This window comes from Companilactobacillus kedongensis, from assembly GCF_003946625.1.
In the GTDB taxonomy this organism is placed as follows: Bacteria; Bacillota; Bacilli; order Lactobacillales; family Lactobacillaceae; genus Companilactobacillus; species Companilactobacillus kedongensis.
In genome coordinates, this window is sequence record NZ_RHOR01000001.1 from 257,659 (window position 1) to 281,131 (window position 23,473).

A 23,473-nucleotide genomic window follows, 5' to 3' on the forward strand; every position below is an offset into this window, starting at 1 on the left:
AACTAATTCAATTCAGCAGTCTGCTTTGGAATAATGAATATAAAGATAGTGGGGGATTATTATGGAAAAATTATATGATAGCTATGACCGTTTGCATGATTATGTTCGTCTTTCAATTACTGACCGTTGTAATTTGCGTTGTGTTTACTGTATGCCAAAAGAGGGATTACCATTTTTCCCCACTGATAAAGTTTTATCTCAAGATGAGATAGTGCAATTAATTGAAAATTTTTCAGAGATGGGTGTTTCAAAAGTTAGAATAACTGGTGGTGAACCATTACTAAGAACAGATGTTGTTGATATAGTCCGTCGGATCAAAGCAGTGGATGGGATTGAAGATGTTTCGATAACTACCAATGGATTATTTTTGGCAAAGAAGGCCAAGGCGTTAAAAGAGGCTGGACTAGATCGTCTGAATATTAGCTTAGATACCTTTAAAGCGGATCGATTTAATGAGATCACTCGTGGTGGAGATATTGACCAAGTTTTAGAAGGAATAGAAGTCGCCAGCAAATTAAATTTTAAAAAAATAAAATTAAATGTAGTTTTGATCAAGGGACAAAATGACGATGAGGTTTTGGATTTCTTGAACTATACTAAAAATCATAATGTTAATGTCAGATTTATTGAATTTATGCCGATCGGTAATCCTTTGAAAATGTGGCGTAAAGAATATGTTGGTCTGGAAAATGTTTTCAAAATATGTGCGGAAAACAAATTTAAATATGAACCAATAGAATTAAATGGAAATGGCCCTTCAGATAACTATCAAATTTCTGGATTTGAAGGTAGTTTTGGTCTGATTCATCCGATCAGTGCCAAATTCTGCGAGAATTGTAATCGAATGAGGATTACTGCTGATGGCTATGTTAAAGCTTGTCTATACTGGAATGAGGAAATAAGTATTCGTGAAGCGATCCCTGACAAAAAGGAGTTTCGCCGCTTGATTCAAAAATCCTTGAATAACAAGCCTTTAAATCATGAAATGGCAATGGATGAGGCAGATAAAATAATTGATAAAGCTCCAACGTGGAGACATATGAGTCAAATTGGTGGTTAAAGGTATCTTGATAGTACAAATCATTGAGAAAATACCTATAAACTAGGTTTTACCCTGTAAAATTGGTTTGATTTATAATATTATAAATATAATAGTAAGTTTTTTCAGATCGACAAATCGTCTACACAACTAGGCAGATTTCGGGGAAATAACATTGAAAGAAATAAATATTGATGTATTCGTAAAACGTCGTAAGCAACTAAAATTATCACAGGTAAAACTTTGTGACGGAATATGTACTCAAGCAACGCTCAGTAAATTTGAGAATAATGGACGAGTTCCTTCATTATCGATCTTGAATAAGTTGTGCGTACGTTTGGGTTTGATAGTCGATGATTTATATCAAAGCTCTACTTCCAATACTTCCAGATTGCATGAATTGTTGGACAATGCTGAGAAGAAATTAATGATGGAAGATTACCAAGAAGTTATTGAGTTATTAGGGGAGATCGATCCAGAAAAAATTGAGTTTGCACCATTGAAAACACAATTTTACTATTTACGCGGACTATTGAATGCCTTGACTAATCAACAACCGGTAGATGTACTATTTGATTTTTCACAAATTCTTGATGAACTTGACGATGAACATAAAACTATCTTCACGCAATTAGCGTATGTAGGTTCCGGGATTATGTACTCACGTAAAAAGCAATTTAGTAAGGCGGATTTCTATTTTGACAAGATTTGTCAATTTATTGATGAATATCGGCAAAATGCCAATCCTGATGAAGATGATAAAGATAACTATTATTTGAGAATATTAACTCTGATCTTCTTTACAGCCGAATATCATGCTCAAAAAGAAGATTTCAGGTCCAGTGATAGTCTAGTTAAATTAGGAATTCAACTTTGTTCCGAATATCATGTAACTTATTATTTACCAAGATTAAAATTATTGGAAACTCAGAATGCGATTAATCAAAGTAAGCCGAGGGATTTAATCGAGCAACTAATGAGTGAAACTTTGGCATTTGGTCGAATCAATAATAATCAAGTGGTTGAAGTTAGATTAGCAGCTTTAAAAAAACAATATGAAAAGACAAAATAAGCAGTTTGAGAGTGTGACAAAACATATGTCACAACTCCAAACTGCTTTTTTTAGAATTCAATTAAATGATGGTGGACAGCGTAACGAACCAATTCTGTTCTTGAATCTAGTTCTAATTTACGAATAATACTAGCTTTATGCGCTTCAACTGTTTTAGTGGAAATAAACATTTGACTAGCTATTTCTTTATTTGAGTAGCCTAAAGCAATCAGTGGGAAAATTTCTTTTTCACGTTTTGATAGGCCGTTATATCCTTCCAGATCAACATCGACACCGTCAGAATTAATTTGCTGAATATCTGATTTTGTGATCATTATATTTTGATCGATATAATTCTCACCGTTTGATAATGACTTTAATGCTTTAAGCAATTCGTCATCAGAAGAACTTTTGAGTACATATGACATGGCACCGTTGTGAATGGCTTTATTGATATATTCTTGTTCTTCGTGCATGGAAAGTATTAATATTCTAACATCAGGATAATGTTCATGTATTCTTTTGGTAGTGATCAGGCCACTTTCACCAGGTGGCATGCTAAGATCCATGATCAATATATCGATCCCACCTTGCTCAACTCTTAAATAAGTGTCGGTCCCGTTTGCCTCTTCATCAACAACTTTAAAATTAGTTTGCTGATTAACTAAAAATGATAAACCAGATCTGACGATTGCATGATCGTCAGCAATTAAAACGTTATACATATTTTCCCCCTCTAGGCAATTGGAAACTTGACGGTAATAGTAGTTCCTTCACCGGATTTTGAATTGATCTTAAAAGCACCATTGAACATTTTGACTCTTTCATTCATATTCATTAGGCCCATGGATCTTCCATTGAAACGCTGATGCTTCGGTACGTCGAATCCATCACCATCGTCAATGATCTCCAGAGTTATATAGTGGTCATGAGCTACTAATAAAGCTGTTATTTCATCGGCATTTGCATGTTTTAGTGCGTTGTTGATCGACTCTTGGGCAATACGATAAAGCACACTCTGAATATCGTTTGATAATTTTTCTGTATTAGCATTTCCCGCTACATTGATCGTTACGCCGGAATTTTCTTGGAGTCTTTTAGCGAGGACTTTTAGGGCTGCAAATAAACCAAAATTATCTAAGACGGATGGTCTTATATCGAGTGCCATCTCTTTAACTTCAGTTAAGGTATCATTTAGTTGTGACTCAATAACTGTAGTCAGTTCGTTTAGTTCTTCAGCAGAAAATTGATTGTTTTCTAATCTTCTGACGCCCATGATTGCGGAATAAACGCCTTGAGCAATACTGTCATGCAAATCTTCAGAAATACGTTTACGTTCTTTTTCGTAAGCGCGATTTACATATTGGGTCAGTTTCTTTTGTTGTGCTAATTGATCCATTCGATCGATCGTGCCGCGATTTTTAAGCGTTAGAGAAAAGACCTTTTCGTCTTGATCAATGATGTTATAAATCATGAAGTAATTTAAGGGATGTGGCATTTTTTTAGCTAAAGTTATTGGAATAGAAATTTCTTTCATTTTATTTTGAATAATACAGCTAAAGCAGTTGTCGGTTGGAGAAAACTTTTGTTTAACAGATGAATCGGCGACCTCAACTAAGTATTGTGGATTTAAATTAAGTTCATGCTGTAGATCTTTAGCTATTTGGTTACTCAAAATCAATTCTTCATCTTTGAAAATCATAATTGCATCAGAAGAATCATTAAAATATTCATTGATCCATTGTGTTGTTTCAAGCAAAAAAATACCCCTCCTCAAATAACTGAATTACAGGTATTGAGAAAGGGTCAGGGCAGTTTGCTCTGAGAGTTGATTATTATTTGAACGATATCCGGCTAGTAATACCCCACGTACTAGTTTGGTTAATGGAGAAATTATCGGTACTGCAACAGCTGATTGCAGTAGCTCAGATTTAGCAATGGGTGTATACATTTCATCGGAATATTCGTAATGATTTAAATCATTATCCCAAAATGGTTTACCAGTTCTAACAACAAGTCCGGCAATCCCAATACCACTTCTCAAGACGATTTTTCGAAATTTTTCGTTAGTATTACCAGCAACGAAACTCCATTTGATCGGGTGGGGTGATTGTGCAGATTGTAAAGCGATCCCAACAAAATCAAATTTTTCATTTTGGTAAATTTGATTGACGATTAATTGATAGTCACTTGGATTATCCAATTGTTCTGGATTCACGTCTTGTTCCTCCTAATAATAACATTATTTATTTTGTTTAAAAGCTGATAAAGCCAATAATTGATATTATTTATTCACTAATGGAATATTTAATTCAAATATCTGTATATTAAAACATATCCCCAGTGCTAAATGTAAGTGGTAAACATTGTATTTCTTGTGTAATAAATTGTCTCAGACTGAAGTTGTCCAGACTAAGGTATTGAGAAAGGTCATAATTATCAATATTAAAATGACTGATAGAATAATAACTTTGTTTTATTGTTGCAGCGTAACAATTGGAATTGTTTGCTAAAGTGGATAGAATAGCCGGTTTCAATTGCTTAAATTTGGTTGAAAGGGTCACAAAATCAGACTGTCCAGAGCAGTATAAGCTAGCTGCATAAATTTCACTTAAACAATCATTATGTTTAAATGGTCTTTGTTGTGAAATGATTTTGATACTTGGATGCAGACTAAAATGGTTTTGGATATTTTGATCATCTGAGGTGATGATCACTTGATTTGAAATTAATAGAAGTTTATTGGCAGTAGTTTGAAGATCAGTGATCGAGGCGTTATTGGTATTGAGTACTATGCCGATCATTATTGATCCTGGTATACGAAGTGGCCGCTTTTACCACCATCTTTTTCTACTAAGTGTACATCTGTAATTATCATGCCTCGATCAATTGCTTTGCACATATCATAAATAGTTAATAATGCAGTTTGAGCTGCTAATAAAGCCTCTATTTCTACACCTGTGACATGTTTTGTTTTGACAATGGTAGTGATCGTGATGGTTTTATCATTGTCATCTTCAAACTTTATATCAACACCCGTCAGTGGTATCAAATGACACATTGGTATCATTTGACTGGTTTGCTTGGCTGCCATAATTCCAGCTATTTGTGCAACCGCTAAAACGTCACCCTTTTTAATTTTTCCTTCATGGATCCTATCAAGGGTTTCTGGATGCATTGTTATTTTACCAGTGGCTTGAGCAATTCTTGAGGTTACATCTTTATCAGTGACATCAACCATTTTTGCTCTATTTTGGTCGTTGAAATGTGTTAGCTTATCCATTTTGACGACCTCCTTTTGTAAAATTTGAATTTATTTCATTGATTAAAGTATAGCAAATGGCCTATTTATCTGATATTAGGGAAATGGCCTATCTTTATAAGAATATTTATTGTTTTAACGTTTAATTTAACTGTACAAGTTTGGAACAAAAGCGATTTAATAGTATATGACGAATAATTAATTTAAATGGAGGACGTTATGGAAAAAGAAATTCTAGAAGATATTGCATCAGCGGCTAATGATCATGGAGAACCGCATTGGTTTGTGGATCGTAGATTAGATGCAGCGCAAACAATCGAAATGAATCTACCGAATGAGTTTTTACTTGATGCTCCTAATTTCAAACGTTCGAATAAAGATTTGTCTGAAGTGACGGATAGTCCAGGAATTAAGATTGTTCAACTTGGTCAACGAATTATTAAAAATGAGTTGCCAGATGCACTAGATGATCAGGGTGTAGTTCTAACCGATATTTTTAGTGCCTTTCGTGAACACCCTCGCTTGATCCAGAGATATTTTATGGACAAAGTTATTGATGCTAACGAATCAGATTTTACTAAATATCATTTGGCAATGATAAACTCTGGAGTCTTTCTTTATATTCCCAAAAACATTCAGATCGACTTACCAATAGATCTTCAAATGATTCAAGATAGTACGGTGAATGTTCCGTTTGTTAGTCATGTCTTGATTGTGGCCGAAGAGGGTAGTCAGGTAACTTTTAAACAGAGTTCAAAGACCGTCGGTGAGGTGAATAATCTTGCTCAACCTTTTGTCGAAATAGTTGCTAGAGCCAACAGTGTGGTTAATTATGAATCTTTGGATAAATTTTCTAATAATACGCAAGTCCACTTTGAACGACAAGGATTTTTGAATCGTGATGCTAAAATTAATTGGTCAATTTCACTTCAAAATGAAGGGAAGACCACTGGTAAAGTTTTCAATAACTTATTTGGCTCAAATTCCACTGCTAATGTTGATATAAGTTCTGAAAATGTTGATACGAAACTGGATTTGGGTGTCAATAAACATGGAAAAAATGTCAATTATACTGAGACATTTGTTTAGATAAATAATTTTTTCACTTGACAAAATTAAATATAAATAATATCGTTGTGTCAGGAATTAACATTTGGATCATTAGTAAATAGAACCGATCAAAGAGAGCCTGTCTTGCTGGAATCAGGTATCGAAGTCGTTTACGAACCTACCAATTGACTTTATCGTTGTAATGACGATACGCATATCGGCGTTAATGATTTGAGTGAATCTTTATAATGAAGATTAATTAAGGTGGTACCACGGAAGCTGTTTCGTCCTTTTAGGATGGAGCAGCTTTTTTATTTTCTATAAATTTAGGAGGATGTAAAATGTCAGATTTACAAAAAACAGATTTTTCCAAATGGTATATTCAAACGATTCAAAATGCTGATTTAATGTCTTATTCACCAGTTAGAGGATGTATTATCTTCAAGCCGGACGGGTATGAACTTTGGGAAAGAATTCAAAATAGATTTAATGCTTACTTGAAGACACAAAAAATCAGAAATGCTTACTTCCCAATGCTTATTCCTAAGCACTTCTTTGAAAAAGAAGAGGAACATATCGAAGGTTTTGCACCAGAGTTGCCTTGGGTTACAGAAGTTGGTAATGAAAAACTTGAAGAACCTTACGCTTTACGTCCAACATCAGAAACTATGATCGGTAATGCTTTTAGCGATTGGATCCAATCATATCGTGATCTTCCATACGAAATTAACCAATGGGCTAACGTGTTCCGCTGGGAAAAGAAGACTCTACCATTTATGAGAACTTCTGAATTCCTATGGCAAGAAGGACATACAGCACATGCTACAGAAGAAGATGCAAGAAAGAGAACTTTGAGCGTTTTAGATGCTTATACTGACTTGATCGAAAACTTCTTGGATATTCCTGTATATAAGGGTCAAAAGACACCTTCAGAACGTTTTGCTGGTGCGGTTGATACATATTCAGCTGAATCAATGATGCGTGATGGTAAGGCCGTTCAAGCTGGTACTTCACATTATCTTGGTAATAACTTTGCTGAATCATTTGATATCAAATACCTTGATAAAGATAATCAAATGAAACATGTCTTTACGACATCATGGGGAATTTCAACACGTTTGATCGGTGCTATGATCATGGAACACGGTGACGAAGCTGGTTTAGTATTACCTCCAGCAATTGCCCCAACACAAGTTGTTTTGATTCCTGTTGGTCCATGGCAAAAGAATCCTGATATCATGCAAAAACTTACAGCTTTGGAAGAAAATCTTAAAGCTAAAGATATCAGAGTACAAATTGATGATACTGATACTTCACCTGGTTACAAGTTCAATAATTGGGAACAAAAAGGTGTTCCAATGCACGTTGAATTTGGACCACGTGATTTGAAGAATAATTCTGCAGTTATCAAGATGCGTGATTTGGATGATAAAGAATCCGTTTCACTAGATGGTATCGGTGATAAGATTTCTGACGAATTGAAGACAATGCAAAAGCGTCTACTTGAATCAGCTCGTGCACGTAATAAAGCTAACGAATATTACGATATTGATACACTCGATGATTTGAAGAAACATATTGAGACAAAGAAAGAAGCTAATGAAACTCCTGGATTTGTCTTGATCGGATGGGATGGAACAGCTGAAACAGAGGCTAAGATCAAGGAAGCAACTGGTTTCACAACTAGAAATATTCCTTTCAACCCACCAATGGAAAAGAAAGTTGATATTGTAAGTGGCAAACCTGCTAAATATACCGTTTGGATCGCCCGTGCATATTAATAGATAGTATTCATTTCTGAATATGAAATTAAGTAACCCATACAATTGATTTTAGATTGTGTGGGTTATTTTAGTCATTCCGTCTCCAGAACTGAGAATATTTACCTGCTATGCGGGACGGATCGAGCCGAAGTCTCGTTCCTTGATTTGAAGCCTTGTGAAGTTCTACAAGTCTCCAAACTCGCCCGATGGTGTAAGAGCTAAAGCTCTAACGCCATTCTCATAGCTGGTAAATATTCTCGGTCCTTTCGACTAAATAGTTATCTATATGAAAATAAGAGTTGTATCACATTTAATATTAAGTGTGATACAGCTCTTATTTGATGTTTATTAAATTACATTTTGGACAAGGAAAATATGACTTATCTTAATAATTTTAGTCTACGTCATATGTTGCTTCTGACTTATCGAAGGTTGGAGCAGAGAATTCTTGGAAATGTTCATAGTCCTTTTTGATCAGCATGATATTACGTTCTAGTTTTTCGATAGCTTGATCTTGTTCAAGTGTTCTTAGATCTTCACGTTGATGTTGAATTTCATTTTCTAGTAATGTGCGTTGAATACTCAAGTCATTTAAGCTAATGGCTAATAATTTTTGAAAATCCCCGTTGCTCATATCTTCTTTTGACTTCATTGTAGATCCTCCGGATAATTAATGTTTTTTAAGTGGCCCGAAAAATTTCTCGGTTGGCAATTTGTCTCTTTTAACAAACTACGCCAACGATAATTTTTTTGGTCAATATGTTGCTTCAATAATTCAATATTAATCTTTAAATGACAGCAAGTGTAGTAGGGAAGTCGCTTAATTTCGATATAACCGATGTCTTGCTTAAGAAAACTTATTGCGTCTGAATCAATAATGTAGTCTGTAGCAATAACTAATAATTCCGCTTCTTGTTTGTTTGTTTGCTGGAAGTATGACCAGAGGGCAGACATTGGACCACAGTCGACCATTGGTTCAATATCTTTTATCACCTCTACGTTATTACTGAATAGATTTTGAATAGTATGATAATTGTTCACATTGGTAGAAACAAAACATTTGTCGACATAAGAATCGGTTAAAGAAGCGGTATATTTTACATTTGGAATTACTACATCATTAAAATGAGCTAAGGCTTTATCACTTTTGAAACGGGTAGATTTACCGCCTGCCAATATCAAACTATCGATCATTTTTAATATCCTTTAAAAAGTTATTTATAAATTGTTTGCGAGTGTCTTTGTCCTCAATATCAATGGATTGCTTATTTCCCTGAATTGAAATGAATTCTTTTATATTAGTTATATTTGCAAATTCAGTTTTTGCTTCGTCTGGTTTCAATAAGACTAACTTAGGAAAATCTAATTCTTTAATACCTTCAATAATGATAAAACTGGCCGAAGTACTCTGTTGTATGAGTTTTATTTTATCTAATTCAGTTGTAGGCGGATTTCTTTCATAATGAATCGTTTGTTCATTGTTTAAGAGCAGTACGTCATCAGAATGTTCAAAGAATTTTCCAGTGTCGGTCGTATTTGGAATATCGATTGGTAGGTGAGTATGTTTGACTACGCTGAATTTGTAATCGGTCATCGTTAGAAAGTCTTTGATCAGCGTTGTCTTACCACTCTTTTTGTGACCAACTATTTGAAAGGTAAGAGCCATGTTCTTAAGACACTGCCTTCAGGTGTAATATTTTTGCCACGAGGAATTTCAAACATACAAGTAGCACGTTGCAAGTTATTGAGGTTACCAGAGGCATCCCCGCCGACACGACCGATTTCGATATGACCATCTTTAAATGTATATTGTCCACGCAGGATACGATCGTACATATTAGTTTTTGTATATTCGGCATTAAGGATACCGCTACATTCTAGACAACGACTTGCTTGATGTTGCATCAAACGCAAGGCGTACTCTACATATAGGTAGAAACCAGTAAAACAGGCTCCAGGATTTCCAGAAAGTCCAAAGAAAAGCGTTTTATCATAAATGAATGCCGTAGTTACACTACCAGGGCGCATTTCTAGTTTATTGAAGAGTAGTTTTTCGGATGATTTGGCTAAATCAGCAATAATATCAAAATCACCCACGGAAACACCTCCGTCGGTAATAATAACGTCACATTTATCTAAGATATCATTAATAGCTTTCTTCAAGGCTTCAGGATCATCTTTGATCTGCGTATAGCTGACGATTTCAGCACCATTTTCACGACATAGTTCTCTGATCATCGGTCCGTTGCTGTTAAAAATTTTTCCGTTAACGATTTTTTCGCCAGGATTCAAAAGTTCAGAACCGGTAGTGATAATACCAATCGTTGGTTTCTTGTAAACAGATATTTCTTGAACATCGAAGGCACTAAGTAAGCTGATACCACCTGGGTTTATTTCAGTATCTTTAGCTAGTAAAATATCACCTTTTTTAAAGTAATCGCCGATTTGAGTGATATTGTCCTTTTTCTGAATTTCAGTTATCTGAACAGTATTATTATCGATCATTTTAGTTGTTTCTAGCATGACTACGATGTCTGCACCATCAGGAACATAACCGCCGGTCATAATTCTAACGGCTTCTCCAGAAACAAGTGGACGGTCAAAATCAGCTCCAGCTGGGATATCACCAACAACTTTTAAATTAGCTGGCAAGTTTTTGAGATCAGATTGCAACATGGCAAAACCGTCATAACCCGAACGTCTAAAAGTAGGGAAGTCGTGAGGTGCGGTGACATCTTCAGCAATTATTCGATGATTTGCTTTTTGGGCAGGAATTTTTTCTGTTTTAAGTTCAACACTATTGATATTATCGATGATAACTTTTCGAGCTTCATCGATCGTGATAGCGTTTCGTTGATCTACTGGTTTATACATTATTTAGTGATCTCCTTAATTAAATGATTTAAGTCTGGCAAAATAATTCTTTCTAAAGCTGTTTTACAGGCATTAGTTGATCCCGGTAGTAAATAGCAAATTTGGTCGCTGTCAGTGATCCCAGCAGCAGCCCCTGAAACTAGGGCCTTTAATCCAATATCAGCAACACTTATTTGACGGAAATACTCACCAAATCCTGGAATGACTTTGATAAATTTAGGCTCCAAAGTGTCAATTGTAACGTCACGACGGGCAATCCCGGTGCCGCCATTTACCAAAATCAATTTGCAGGAAGTTACTAGTAGCTTGTTATAAGCTGCCGTTATTTGCTCGGCATTGTCTTTAACAATATATTTTTTTATAAAAGTATTGCCAGCCTCTGTCATGGCTTTTTGAATATAAAGCCCTGATTTATCAGTCTCCTCAGTACGAGTATCACTGACTGTAATAATTCCAAAATCACTCATCTATTTACCTCCAGAACAATTTTTTCTCTTTTTGACATGAATCTTTCGAAAATCAAAATTCCAATTATCTACTACTATAAGGGTTCCAGCTGAAATCTTTTGCGGATCAGTTAAGTATTTAAAGGCCATTGAAGCTTGTAAGCTACCAGTTATCGCAACGATCATTGGGTTTGTTCCAATATTCTTGCTTAGACCAAGCCTAGCAATATCTTCCTTGGGATAGAGACATTCTAAGCAGGCTGAATCTTGATCAATAAACATTACTTGACCTTGATTGGCAGCACATGTGCCAAAGATATGTTTGATTCCCATTTTTTGGCAATCTTCGTTGATTTGATATTTAACTGGGAAATTGTCAGTACAATCAATTACCAGATCATATTTCGTTGATAATATATCAGCGGAATATTTTTTATTCACAGTATTAATTTTAACATTACTATTTGCTTGTTGAAGATGATTATTGATGGCTGTTAATTTGTTAGTTCCAACATCACTTTCGACATAAAGGTTTTGGCGATGAAGGTTAGTGAGCTCCACATCATCAAAATCTAAGAGTGTTATTTCACCGATACCAGCCTTTACCAATTCTGATGAAACAAAACTTCCAAGCCCACCGACTCCAATTACCAATACATGTGAGCTTTCAAACTTTTCTTGTCCGACTGTACCAATTTGCTTTATTTTTAGTTGTCGGTCGTATCTATTTGTCATATTGATCACCTGCCTGTACAAAATGTTAGGGAAAATCCTAATCAAAATCAATTAGGATAAGTGCTAGATTTATAGTTAGAACAAAGTATGTAGAACTAGGTGGGAATTTACATATGCTAAAATCGAGATTTTTTAAAAAAGTAGAAAAGTTCAATGGTAATTTCACTCAACTTGAAGAGGATTCACGTCGTTGGGAAAAATTATACAAAGAACGCTGGGCACATGATAAGGTGGTTCGAACGACTCATGGTGTTAACTGTACAGGATCGTGCAGTTGGAATGTCTACGTTAAACAAGGGATTGTTACGTGGGAACATCAGTCAACGGATTATCCATCTTGTGGACCAAATATGCCAGAATTTGAACCACGTGGCTGTCCTCGTGGTGCTAGTTTCTCTTGGTATGAATACAGTCCTTTGAGAATAAAGTATCCATATATTCGTGAACGTCTATGGAAAATGTGGCAAGATGCCAAGGATCAATTTGATAATCCCATTGATGCTTGGGAATCAATCGTCACTGATCCTGAAAAAACTAAATCATATAAGAGTGTTCGTGGACATGGTGGTTTGATCCGTGTTAAATGGGATGATGCCACAGAGCTTATTTCTGCCATGCTTTTATATACAATTAAAAAATATGGTCCAGATCGTATTGCGGGATTCTCTCCAATTCCCGCCATGTCAATGTTGAGCTATGCATCTGGTGCTAGATTTATGTCGCTAATTGGTGGGGAAATGTTAAGTTTCTACGATTGGTATGCCGATCTACCACCAGCATCACCTCAAGTTTGGGGTGAACAGACTGATGTTCCTGAATCTAGTGATTGGTATAACAGCCAATATTTGATGATGTGGGGTTCAAATGTTCCATTAACTAGAACGCCTGATGCTCACTTTATGGTTGAGGCTAGATATAAGGGGACGAAAGTTGTCTCTATCAGTCCTGATTATGCTGAAAATGTTAAATTTGCTGACAATTGGTTAGCTCCAAATCCTGGATCTGATGCTGCTTTGGCACAAGGATTCACACATGTTATTTTGAATGAATATTATAACAACCAACAAGTTCCATACTTTACGGACTATGTTAAGAAGTTTACTGATCTACCATTTGTCATTATGTTGGATCAAAGTGAGAACAATGAAGAACATGTTGTTTCAGGTCGTTTCCTGAGAATATCTGATCTTAAAGAAACTAATGAAGCAAATCCTGAATGGAAACCAATGCTTGTTGATGAGCCAACAGATAAGTTAGTCGTTCCAAACGGTACTATCGGACAAAGATGGGATAAGAGTGAGAAGTGGAACCTTGACTTAACTTCTGAATTTGGTCGCGAGATCAGTCCTAAACTTTCATTCTTAGGCGAAGAATACAAAGTTATTGATCTACCAAACTTTGATAACGAAGGTAATTCAATTTATAGCAGAACGATTCCTTGCCGTGAGATAACTTTAAAAGATGGTTCAAAGAAACTCATTACGACTGTATTTGATCTGATCATGGCTCAATACGGTATCAAACGTAAGAAAATTGATGTTTTTGCTGCTAAAGGTTACGACGATGCAGACAGTTTGTTTACACCAGCTTGGCAAGAGAAAGTTACTGGTGTCCGTGCTGATCTAGTCGTTCAAATAGCACGTGAATTTGCTCAGAATGCCGCTGATACTAAAGGTAAGTCGATGATTATCGTTGGTGCCGGCATTAATCACTGGTTCAATAGTGATATGACATATCGTGCCATCATTAATATGTTGATGTTGACTGGTTGTATTGGTGTTCAAGGGGGCGGCTGGGCTCACTATGTTGGACAAGAAAAGTTACGTCCCGCAGAAGGTTGGGCTAATATTGCTTTTGCTAATGACTGGCAACCTGGTTGTGCTCGTCAACAACAGGGAACATCATTCTTCTACTTTGCAAGTGATCAATGGAAGTACGATGAGCTTGATAATGAAGGTATGAAGTCACCGGTTAAAACTATTAAGGATGGTTACAAACATCCAGCTGATTATAATCAAATGGCTATCAGATTGGGATGGATGCCATCATATCCACAATTTGATCGTAATAACTTGAATTTTGTTAAAGATTACAAGACAACTGATATTAAAGAAATCTCTAAGAAGGTTGTTCAAGAGCTAAAAGATGGTAGTTTACATTTTGCTGCTGAAGCACCAGATAAGGATATTAATCAACCAAAGGCTCTATTCGTTTGGCGTTCTAACTTATTCTCATCATCTGGTAAAGGTCAAGAATATTTCATGAAACATATTCTAGGATCAGAAAATGGTCTATTGGCTAAGCAGAGTGAAAACTTCAAGCCAGTTGATATGGAATGGGATGAAAAGAGTGTTACCGGTAAATTGGACTTAGCAGTCGCCTTTGATTTCAGAATGGTAACAACACCGCTATATTCAGATATTGTTTTACCAGCCGCAACTTGGTATGAAAAAGAAGACTTATCAAGTACTGATATGCATCCATTTATCCATCCATTTAATAAAGCTGTTGATCCACTTTGGGAATCACAGAGTGATTGGCAAGCCTTCAAGCATATTTCAAAGAGTTTCTCTGAAATGGCTAAGAAATATTACAGTGAACCACAATATGATTTGAAGACCCAACCACTTGGTCATGATTCAATGGGTGAAATTTCACAGCCTTACGGTAAGATCAAAGATTGGAAACGTGGCGAGATCGAACCAATACCTGGTAAGACTATGCCAAGTCTTTCATTAGTTAAACGTGACTATACAGCCGTTTATGACAAATATATTGCTTTAGGACCTAATGCCGGCGGTAAAGTAGGCGGTAATGGTTATAGTTATGATGTTTCTACTGAATACAATGAATTAAAAGATATCATCGGAACATATTCTGAAGGTGTTGATAAAGGATATCCAAAATTGGATGAAGATAAAAATGTCGCTGAATCAATTCTTCATTTATCAAGTGCTTCTAATGGACATGTTGCCAAGAAGGCTTGGGAAGATGCTGAAGAGGTAACTGGTAAGAAATTGGCCGATATCTCAGCAGGTTTAACTGAGAAACAGATGACATTTGCTAATATCACTGCTCAACCAAAAGAAGCTATTCCAACACCGATCTTTTCAAGTGCTAAGCATGATGGTGACAGATATTCACCATTCTCCGTTAATATCGAAAGAAATGTTCCATTTAGAACATTGACAGGGCGTCAACAATTCTATCTTGATCACGAGATCTTCCAAGAATATGGTGAAGAATTGGCCACATATAAACCAACCTTGCCACCACATGTCTTAGGACCTGCTGATACTCAGGTAGAACCAGCTGATAAAGAATTAACATTGCGTTACTTAACACCGCATGGTAAGTGGAATATTCATACAACTTACCAAGATAATCTTTATATGCTGACTCTATTTAGAGGTGGTCCAACAGTTTGGTTGAGTTTGGATGATGCTAAAAAAATCGATATCAAAGATAACGATTGGGTAGAGTTATATAACAAGAACGGTGTCGTTACTGCCAGAGCTGTAGTTTCGCAACGTATGCCTGATGGAACTATGTATATGTATCATGCTCAAGATATGGAAATAGAAGAACCATTATCAACAATTACTGGTAATCGTGGTGGTAGTCATAATGCTCCAACGCAGATTCACGTTAAGCCAACTCAAATGGTTGGTGGATACGCACAATTAAGTTATGGCTTTAACTATTACGGACCAATTGGTAATCAAAGAGACTTATATGTAAATGTTAGAAAATTAAAGGAGGTCAAGTGGCATGAAAGTTAAAGCACAAATTTCCATGGTATTGAATTTGGATAAGTGTATCGGCTGTCATACTTGTTCAGTAACATGTAAACAAACATGGACTAACCGACCAGGTGCTGAGTACATGTGGTTTAACAACGTCGAAACAAGACCTGGTGTTGGTTATCCTAAAAAATGGGAAGATGAAAGTCACTATAAAGGTGGCTGGAAATTAAATCGTAAGGGTAAGTTGGAATTACGTGCAGGTAACAAACTTAATAAAGTTGCCCTAGCTAAAATTTTCTATAATCCTGATATGCCTAATCTTGATGATTATTACGAACCATGGACTTACGACTACCAAACACTTTTTGGCAAGGAATCAAAACATCAACCAGTAGCACGTGCTAAATCACAAATTACTGGTGAATACATGGATCTAACAAATGGTCCTAACTGGGACGATGACTTAGCCGGTTCAGACCGTAGTTTTGGTGAAGATCCTAATATGCAAAACATTGAATCTGACATCAAAGGTAACTTTGAAAGAACTTTCATGATGTATCTTCCAAGATTATGTGAACATTGTCTGAACGCTGCTTGTGTTGCTTCTTGTCCGAGTGGTGCTATGTATAAACGTGATGAAGACGGAATTGTTTTGGTCGATCAAGAACGTTGTCGTGGCTGGAGATTTTGTATGACTGGTTGTCCTTATAAGAAGGTTTACTTCAACTGGAATACTAATAAAGCAGAAAAATGTACTTTCTGTTATCCAAGAATCGAAGAAGGTTTACCAACCGTTTGTTCAGAAACTTGTGTTGGTAGGATCAGATATATCGGTGTAATTCTTTATGATGCTGACAGAGTTGCAGAAGCATGTGAAGAACCCGATGATACAAAACTTTATGAAGCACAATTGGGATTGTTCCTTGATCCTAATGATCCTGAAGTCGTTGAACAAGCTTTAGCTGATGGCGTTGATATGGAAACAATTAGATGTGCTCAAAAATCTCCTATTTACAAGATGGCAGTTGAACAAAAAATTGCTTTCCCATTGCATCCAGAATATCGCACAATGCCAATGGTTTGGTATGTGCCACCATTGTCACCGATCATGAATTATTTTGAAGGTAAGAATTCAATTAAATACCCAGAAATGATTTTCCCTGCAATTAATGAGATGCGTATCCCAGTTGAATATTTGGCAAATCTCTTGTCAGGTGGGAACACTGAAGTTATCAAGAATGCACTTTATAAGTTAGCGATGATGAGATTATATATGAGAGCCAGAACAAGTGGTAAAGACTTTGATGCTGAAAAACTTGATCGTGTTGGTTTAACAGAAGATTCAGCAACATCACTTTATCGTTTGCTAGCCATTGCTAAATATGAAGACAGATTTGTAATTCCACAAAGTAAGAAAGAAAAAGTTGCTCCTGTTGCTGAAGATCAAGGTGGACTTGGTTTCGAACAATGTAATGGTTGTGCACTAGCCCCAGTTCATGGCAGTATGCTTCGTAAAGCCAAAGCTGGAGAATCCACTAAAGATATCTACGCAGAAAGCTTCTACGGAGGAATTTGGCGTGATTAATATTGAAAAGTTAAATTCCTTAAAGCAAGGGTTTGTTTATCTTTCTAGATTGTTGGATTATCCTAATGAGTCTCTTCTGACTGATGACTTTGTAAATGACTTTAAAGCTGAATACGCGGAAACACCTTCAAAAGATAAATTGCTAAATATAATTTATGAAATCCAAAGATATTCTCTAGAAGATTTAAAAACACATTATGTTTCACTTTTTGAGTTGAACAACCGTTATACTTTATATATGAGTTATTATAAGATGACGGATTCAAGACAAAGAGGCCAACTTTTGGCCAAGCTAAAGATGCTCTATGAAATGTTTGGAGTGCGGATCAATGGGACAGAAATGTCTGATTATTTGCCACTGATGTTAGAGTTCTTAGCTTTCAGTGATTGGAAAAACGACGATCGCCAACAAGATTTAAAGTTATTGTTCTCCGTGATCGAGGATGGAACCTTTAATTTGTTGGAGAATTCTAAAGTGCAGTCTGAGGATATGTACTTTGAAGTTATTAAGATCGTTAGAGCTGAGTTCAAATCTTGTCTTGAAGAAGATTCTATTCAAGAGGGGGAAAAGAGTAATGGATAATGTTTGGGGTTATATCTTGTGGGTCATATTCCCTTATGTTGCTTTAGGATCATTCTTCTTTGGTACAATTATTCGTCTGGCATTCTATGGTGGAAATATAACTGCCAAATCCAGTGAATTATTGGAAAAGAAACAATTAATGATCGGGAGTATTTTATTCCACATCGGTATTATCTTCGTATTTTTTGGACATGTTGTCGGAATTTTCATTCCGAAATCATTCACAGACTTTTTGGGGATACCGAATGAGGTCTACCACATGGGTGCTTTGTTTATGGGTGGTATGGCTGGATTCATGGCCTTAGCCGGAATGATAATATTGTCATATCGCCGTTTTACAAATAAACGTGTCTTTATGACTAGTTCATTCAGTGACTTAGTCGTAAATGTTTCATTCTTGATCGTTATTGTTTTGGGATTGAGTGCTTCTTTGATTGAAGGAACAGTCTTTCATCCAGAATTTAACTATCGTTTAAATCTTTCAGTTTGGGCACGTCAGTTATTTTATTTCCGCCCAAATTATCATTTAATGTTACAAGTTCCAATTGTCTTTAGAATACATGTTATATGTGGATTATTAATTTTTGCCTTTTTCCCATATACGAGATTAGTTCATGCCCTGACATTGCCATGGCAGTATATCTTTAGACGCCCAATTGTTTACAGAAAAAAGGGCTTAAGAGGGAGATCAAAATAGTAATCAGAAAACATCAAAATAAAATCTTAATTACATTAATGTTTATCTTACTCATAATTCTAATATTCTGTTCGATGATGATTGGACGATACAACTTATCAATGACCGAAGTTTCTAAGTTCTTTTTGGGTAACGCTGATAGCGCAACTAAATTGATTTTAAATCTTAGATTTATTCGTATCATTGCTGTAATTTTAGTTGGCGCTGGTCTGTCTATGGCCGGCGCCACTTTTCAGTCTGTCTTTAATAATGGACTAGCATCACCCAATATTTTGGGAGTATCTACGGGTGCTAGTGTGGGAGCGGCTATTGCGATCCTAAATAATGCACCAATTTATATTATTGAATTGGCAGCATTTATTATGGGTGTTGTAACAGTTGTCTTGACCCTTATCATTGATAGCTTTTTGCACAGTAAGTCTAGTATTGGTTTAATATTATCCGGGATTATTATGTCCGGTTTGATGCAATCTGTTTTGGGGTCGGTGAAATATGTGGCTGATCCAGAAGACCAATTGCAAAGTATCGTCTATTGGGAAATGGGTAGTTTTATGAAAGTAGATAAACAAGCACTATATTCAGTTGGTCCAGTAATTGTTGTCGGGATCATCTTTCTATTGGTAACACGCTGGCGTTTAAATACTTTGAGTTTGGACCTAGCAACCGTTAAAACGATTGGTATTAATCCTAGATTAAATCGTAATGTTATGATTGCCTTTGCTACATTATTGACCGCTGCCGCAGTTTGTCTATGTGGTGTTATTGGTTGGATCGGTCTAGTTGTTCCACATATCAGTCGACAAATAGTCGGGGATGACAATCGCTATGCTTTGCCGATGTCTGCTATTGTTGGTGCAGTACTCTTGGTAATTGCCGATACTATAGCTAGAAGTATCTCTGTAAATGATATTCCTTTGAGTATCGTCACAGGATTTATCGGTGTACCAATATTTATATTTATTTTGATAAAAGGAAGGAATCTCGGTGTTTAGTTTAATAACAAACAATTTGTCATTTGCGTATAAGGATAAAAATACTATTGATCACGTCAACTTGCAGATAGAATCTGGTCAGGTACTGGTCATTTTAGGACCTAATGGTATAGGTAAAAGTACGCTTATCAACTGTTTGAGCGGGGTCTTTTCTAACTATCAAGGTAGTATCAAAATAGATAATAGTGAGCTGAGAAATATTGGCAGTAAAGAACTTTCGCATAAATTGGCTTTGGTTAGTCAAGGTGTGAATATCAATACTAATCTGAGTTTATTTGACTATTTGTTATTAGGCCGAAGCGCCTTTCATTCGATATTTAGTCAACCAAATAAGGAAGATGAAAAGTTAGTAAATGAGATTATCACCAAAATCGGATTAGAAAAATTGAAGTTTGTTAGTTTACAAAATATGAGCGGCGGTCAAAAACAACTAGCTAATATTGGTCGAGCCCTAGTTCAAGAACCGGAAATTTTAATTATGGATGAACCAACTTCAGCCTTGGATTATAAAAATCAGGTCAAAGTATTGAAATTAGTTAAAAAACTATCCGATCAAGGTATCTCAATTATTATGAGCACACATGACCCCAATCAAGCCACAATGGTTGGAGACTTTGTGGGATTATTGATGAGTGATAAAACTTATCATCAAGGATCAATCGACCAGATATTGAATGATGAGTATTTATCAAGACTGTATCAAACACCGATTATTTCAACCTTCAATAAGCAATTACAACGGAATGTGTTTGGAATAGAGATGGAGTAGTTTATGAGGAAAATAAAAACTATAATTATTTTGACCTTAGGAATATTTTTTATTCTTATAGGAGGGTCGAAAGTCCAGGCGGCATCGACAAGAATCGTGGTCGATAATACTGGTAAGAAGGTGAAAATACCTAAAAAAGTTAAACGTGTTGCAAATTTATGGCATGCTAATAATCCTATCTTTCTAATGCTTGGTGGAGAACACCAATTGGTTGCGACAACACAGTTGATACACGATAATGCCTTGTTAACGGATCTATATCCTAGTGTTAAAAAACAAGCGGTCCCATTTAATGGTGACAGTTTTCAATTAGAGGAATTGATCAAACAAAAACCTGATGTAGTTATCAGTTCTGATACTTCACAAATAGAAACAATCAAAAAAGCCGATATTCCGGCCGTTAATTCAATGTTTCATGATTTTGCTGGTCTTGAGAAAACGGTTACACTAACTGGTGCTATAATAGGTGGCAAGGCTAATAAAAAAGCTAAAACTTATAATAAACAGTTGGACAGTGATATAAAAGAGGTTAAGAAGAGAGTTTCAAAGGCAAAGAACAAACCTAGTGTTTTGCATATCGCTAATAAGACGGATCTGACTAAGGTCGATGGCAGAAAAACGATCGTGGATCAATGGATCAATACAGCTGGTGGAAAAAATGCTATCAGAACTAAAGGTAATATGATCGAGATTTCAGCTGAAGAGATCATTAAGGCAAATCCCGATATTATTATTGTTGGCGGGGCTACGAGTAAAAAAGCTTTGAAACTTTTGAAGAAGGATTCTCGTTTTTCATCGTTGAAGGCAGTTAAGAATAAGAAAGTTTATGGGAATCCAACAGGTATCTTTGCTTTAGATAGGTATAGTGCTGAAGAAGATCTGCAAATCTGGTGGGCCGCAAAAATTTTCCATCCTCAACAGATGAAAGATGTTGATTTGAAGAATAAATTCAGTAATTTTTATGTGAAATACTTTGATCATAAGTTTACTGACAAACAACTGGATAAGATTTTATCCGGGGAGGTCATTAAATGAGTTTAATCAAAATAACTGATCAGCCAATTAATACGGATGAACTTACTAAGAGTCTGATTCATCCTGAATTTGGCGGAGTAGATATTTTTATCGGCAATATTCGTAAATTTACTGACGAGATCGAAACTGAAAAGATTGAATATACCACTTATAAGCAAATGGCTGAAAAAGAAATGCAAAAGTTAGCCGATCAAGTTTTAGCTAAGGGAATGGATGTTGTCATGGTTCATCGTGTTGGTGAATTAAATTTGGCTGATGTGGCAGTATTTATTGGAGTAGCTGCACCTCATCGAGCAGAAGCTTTCGAAAATTGTCAGTTTTTAATTGATCAATTAAAAAAGACCGTACCGATTTGGAAAAAGGAGTACGATCGGGACAAAATACGTTGGGGAGGTTTAGGCGAATGAAGGTAAAACTATTTTCGATTTTAGCAGAAGAGATTGGTGCCACAGTTGATTTGAAATTAAATGATAATTTCTATGCTAAAGATGTTAAAGATAGTATTAAAAAGTCATATCCTGATTTTTCTGATATTTTGGATCAATCGTTGGTAGCCGTTAATGAGGAATATGCTGATGATGAAGAATTCAAATTGGCTGATGTAACTGAAATAGCAATCATTCCACCCGTTAGTGGGGGTTAGAATTTAATAACGAATGGAGATATTTATTATGGGAAGTAAATCCAGATCTTATTTTGCTTTGGCAATGGGAACGTTAGCGATGATGGTGTGCTTTATGGTATGGCTTAGTTTGGCACCCATGATCGATATTATTCTAAAAAATGCAGGTGTAGAAGTTTCAGAATTACAGAGATCTTTACTGTTGGCTACACCAATTTTGCTAGGTTCTATCATGAGAATTCCAATGGGGATCATGAGTGATCGATTTGGTGGTAAAAAGACTTATATAATTTTAATGTTATTCTTGATTATTCCAGTTTTGATGATTCCACGAGTTCATTCATATGGGATGTTAGTTTTCTCAGCCTTATTGTTGGGGATGAGTGGTACATCATTTGCCATCGGTGTTTCGTATGTTACAAGATTTTTCCCACCAGAGAAGCAAGGCTTGGTTTTAGGAATTGCTGGTGTTGGTAATATTGGTACAGCTTTTTCAGCCTTCTTTTTCCCAAGATGGGTCAAAACGATCAATTTAAATGGAGTGTTTTACGTTCTGATCGGATTGTTGATATTATTCGTTATTCTTTTATTATTCAGTCCTGAATCGGAAACAAATAAGAATGCTAGTCTTGGCGCATCCTTATCTGTCGCAAAAGAGCGTGATACTTGGTTGTTGGCACTGTTCTATTTCTTAACGTTTGGGATGTTTATGTCAATGACTAATCTTCTTTCAACTTTCATGGTTAATTTGTTTAATGATAGTTTAGTTGATGCCGGTTTGTGGGCAGCAATGTTCGCTGTTGTCGGTACATTAGTTCGTCCTATTGGTGGCTACTTATCAGATAAAATTAGACCAATGACATTACTTCGTTATGACTTTATTCTGATTATTGTTGCGGCAATTGTTTTAGGAATATTCCTAGAAACTAAAGGAATCTTTACAACTTTGATTATTGCAGTGGCAATTCTTGTTGGACTAGGTAACGGTATTATTTTTAAGATGGTACCTTTCGTTTCATCTGGTAATACTGGTGCTGTTACTGGCTTTGTTGGTGCCATGGGTGGACTTGGTGGATATTTCCCACCAATTATTCTAGGATTAATTAAACAAATGACAGGAAGTTATAAAATTGGAATATATCTTATAGCTATTTTTGGTATAATATGTTTAGTATTACTACAGAAGATTTATATCTCTGGTAGTAGAAGAATCGTTAGCTAAAG

The 23,473-nt window shown here is 35.8% G+C and carries 25 protein-coding genes and 1 other annotated feature; of the genes, 14 read left to right on the top strand and 11 right to left on the bottom strand.

Annotated features, from left to right (window positions below):
* Positions 1-61: 61 nt before the first annotated feature.
* Positions 62-1,060, top strand: coding sequence for a GTP 3',8-cyclase MoaA (gene moaA / locus EKM60_RS01240; protein WP_125711712.1), 999 nt, complete (start codon positions 62-64; stop codon positions 1,058-1,060).
* A gap of 163 nt (positions 1,061-1,223) precedes the next feature.
* Complete coding sequence (locus EKM60_RS01245; protein WP_125711867.1) at positions 1,224-2,111, top strand: helix-turn-helix domain-containing protein; 888 nt, start codon at positions 1,224-1,226, stop codon at positions 2,109-2,111.
* A gap of 50 nt (positions 2,112-2,161) precedes the next feature.
* Here the strand turns inward: EKM60_RS01245 and EKM60_RS01250 are convergent, their stop codons facing one another.
* The 5 genes from EKM60_RS01250 to moaC form a co-directional block, all read right to left on the bottom strand.
* Entirely contained in the window at positions 2,162-2,815 is a 654-nt protein-coding gene (locus EKM60_RS01250) for a response regulator (RefSeq protein ID WP_125711713.1), read from the bottom strand.
* An 11-nt stretch (positions 2,816-2,826) separates the two neighbouring features.
* Positions 2,827-3,849, bottom strand: a complete 1,023-nt coding sequence (locus EKM60_RS01255; RefSeq protein WP_125711714.1) for a sensor histidine kinase — start codon at positions 3,847-3,849, stop codon at positions 2,827-2,829.
* Between the two features lie 27 nt (positions 3,850-3,876).
* Positions 3,877-4,308, bottom strand: a complete 432-nt coding sequence (locus EKM60_RS01260; protein ID WP_125711715.1) for a GAF domain-containing protein — start codon at positions 4,306-4,308, stop codon at positions 3,877-3,879.
* 109 nt (positions 4,309-4,417) lie between these two features.
* On the bottom strand, positions 4,418-4,894 hold the full coding sequence (locus EKM60_RS01265) for a hypothetical protein (protein ID WP_125711716.1): 477 nt from the start codon (positions 4,892-4,894) through the stop codon (positions 4,418-4,420).
* On the bottom strand, positions 4,894-5,373 hold the full coding sequence (gene moaC / locus EKM60_RS01270; RefSeq protein WP_125711717.1) for a cyclic pyranopterin monophosphate synthase MoaC: 480 nt from the start codon (positions 5,371-5,373) through the stop codon (positions 4,894-4,896). Before moaC ends, EKM60_RS01265 begins: the two co-directional genes overlap by 1 nt.
* Positions 5,374-5,571: 198 nt before the next feature.
* On the opposite strand from moaC, the gene EKM60_RS01275 reads away from it, so the two are divergent.
* Together EKM60_RS01275 and proS are read left to right on the top strand one after the other, a co-directional pair.
* Positions 5,572-6,441 carry a SufD family Fe-S cluster assembly protein gene (locus tag EKM60_RS01275; protein ID WP_164508283.1) on the top strand — a complete coding sequence of 290 codons (870 nt, stop codon included), beginning with the start codon at positions 5,572-5,574 and terminating at the stop codon, positions 6,439-6,441.
* 50 nt (positions 6,442-6,491) lie between these two features.
* Positions 6,492-6,697: a binding site (T-box leader), on the top strand.
* A 46-nt stretch (positions 6,698-6,743) separates the two neighbouring features.
* A complete protein-coding gene (gene proS / locus EKM60_RS01280) occupies positions 6,744-8,183 on the top strand; it encodes a proline--tRNA ligase (protein ID WP_125711719.1) in 1,440 nt (479 codons plus the stop codon).
* A gap of 376 nt (positions 8,184-8,559) precedes the next feature.
* On the opposite strand, the gene EKM60_RS01285 is transcribed toward proS, so the two are convergent.
* The 6 genes from EKM60_RS01285 to EKM60_RS01310 are packed head-to-tail and all read right to left on the bottom strand — an operon-like array spanning position 8,560 to position 12,220.
* Entirely contained in the window at positions 8,560-8,817 is a 258-nt protein-coding gene (locus tag EKM60_RS01285) for a hypothetical protein (protein ID WP_125711720.1), read from the bottom strand.
* Positions 8,814-9,359: an NTP transferase domain-containing protein gene (locus EKM60_RS01290; RefSeq protein WP_125711721.1), complete on the bottom strand. Its 546-nt coding sequence runs from the start codon at positions 9,357-9,359 to the stop codon at positions 8,814-8,816. The genes EKM60_RS01285 and EKM60_RS01290 overlap by 4 nt, the downstream gene beginning before the upstream one ends.
* Positions 9,349-9,831 carry a molybdopterin-guanine dinucleotide biosynthesis protein MobB gene (locus EKM60_RS01295; RefSeq protein WP_125711722.1) on the bottom strand — a complete coding sequence of 161 codons (483 nt, stop codon included), beginning with the start codon at positions 9,829-9,831 and terminating at the stop codon, positions 9,349-9,351. Before EKM60_RS01295 ends, EKM60_RS01290 begins: the two co-directional genes overlap by 11 nt.
* Positions 9,810-11,039, bottom strand: coding sequence for a molybdopterin molybdotransferase MoeA (locus EKM60_RS01300; protein WP_125711723.1), 1,230 nt, complete (start codon positions 11,037-11,039; stop codon positions 9,810-9,812). The genes EKM60_RS01295 and EKM60_RS01300 overlap by 22 nt, the downstream gene beginning before the upstream one ends.
* Positions 11,039-11,506, bottom strand: a complete 468-nt coding sequence (locus EKM60_RS01305) for a MogA/MoaB family molybdenum cofactor biosynthesis protein (protein ID WP_125711724.1) — start codon at positions 11,504-11,506, stop codon at positions 11,039-11,041. Before EKM60_RS01305 ends, EKM60_RS01300 begins: the two co-directional genes overlap by 1 nt.
* On the bottom strand, positions 11,507-12,220 hold the full coding sequence (locus EKM60_RS01310; protein ID WP_125711725.1) for a HesA/MoeB/ThiF family protein: 714 nt from the start codon (positions 12,218-12,220) through the stop codon (positions 11,507-11,509). It lies immediately after the preceding gene.
* 113 nt (positions 12,221-12,333) lie between these two features.
* On the opposite strand from EKM60_RS01310, the gene EKM60_RS01315 reads away from it, so the two are divergent.
* The 10 genes from EKM60_RS01315 to EKM60_RS01360 are packed head-to-tail and all read left to right on the top strand — an operon-like array spanning position 12,334 to position 23,471.
* Entirely contained in the window at positions 12,334-16,002 is a 3,669-nt protein-coding gene (locus tag EKM60_RS01315; RefSeq protein ID WP_125711726.1) for a nitrate reductase subunit alpha, read from the top strand.
* The gene (gene narH, locus EKM60_RS01320) at positions 15,992-17,551 is read left to right on the top strand and encodes a nitrate reductase subunit beta (protein WP_125711727.1); all 1,560 of its coding nucleotides are present in this window, start codon (positions 15,992-15,994) and stop codon (positions 17,549-17,551) included. The genes EKM60_RS01315 and narH overlap by 11 nt, the downstream gene beginning before the upstream one ends.
* Positions 17,544-18,134 (top strand): nitrate reductase molybdenum cofactor assembly chaperone, encoded by a 591-nt coding sequence (gene narJ, locus EKM60_RS01325; protein ID WP_125711728.1) that lies wholly within the window; start codon positions 17,544-17,546, stop codon positions 18,132-18,134. The genes narH and narJ overlap by 8 nt, the downstream gene beginning before the upstream one ends.
* Positions 18,127-18,831 (top strand): respiratory nitrate reductase subunit gamma, encoded by a 705-nt coding sequence (gene narI, locus EKM60_RS01330; protein WP_125711729.1) that lies wholly within the window; start codon positions 18,127-18,129, stop codon positions 18,829-18,831. Before narJ ends, narI begins: the two co-directional genes overlap by 8 nt.
* A 38-nt stretch (positions 18,832-18,869) precedes the next feature.
* Positions 18,870-19,823 (top strand): FecCD family ABC transporter permease, encoded by a 954-nt coding sequence (locus EKM60_RS01335; protein WP_125711730.1) that lies wholly within the window; start codon positions 18,870-18,872, stop codon positions 19,821-19,823.
* Positions 19,824-19,839: 16 nt separating this feature from the next.
* Positions 19,840-20,592 (top strand): ABC transporter ATP-binding protein, encoded by a 753-nt coding sequence (locus EKM60_RS01340; RefSeq protein WP_164508284.1) that lies wholly within the window; start codon positions 19,840-19,842, stop codon positions 20,590-20,592.
* A gap of 3 nt (positions 20,593-20,595) precedes the next feature.
* Entirely contained in the window at positions 20,596-21,627 is a 1,032-nt protein-coding gene (locus EKM60_RS01345; RefSeq protein WP_125711732.1) for an ABC transporter substrate-binding protein, read from the top strand.
* The gene (locus tag EKM60_RS01350; protein ID WP_125711733.1) at positions 21,624-22,034 is read left to right on the top strand and encodes a molybdenum cofactor biosynthesis protein MoaE; all 411 of its coding nucleotides are present in this window, start codon (positions 21,624-21,626) and stop codon (positions 22,032-22,034) included. Before EKM60_RS01345 ends, EKM60_RS01350 begins: the two co-directional genes overlap by 4 nt.
* Positions 22,031-22,270: a MoaD/ThiS family protein gene (locus tag EKM60_RS01355; RefSeq protein WP_125711734.1), complete on the top strand. Its 240-nt coding sequence runs from the start codon at positions 22,031-22,033 to the stop codon at positions 22,268-22,270. The genes EKM60_RS01350 and EKM60_RS01355 overlap by 4 nt, the downstream gene beginning before the upstream one ends.
* 13 nt (positions 22,271-22,283) lie before the next feature.
* Positions 22,284-23,471 carry a nitrate/nitrite transporter gene (locus EKM60_RS01360; RefSeq protein ID WP_225426972.1) on the top strand — a complete coding sequence of 396 codons (1,188 nt, stop codon included), beginning with the start codon at positions 22,284-22,286 and terminating at the stop codon, positions 23,469-23,471.
* Positions 23,472-23,473 lie beyond the last annotated feature (2 nt).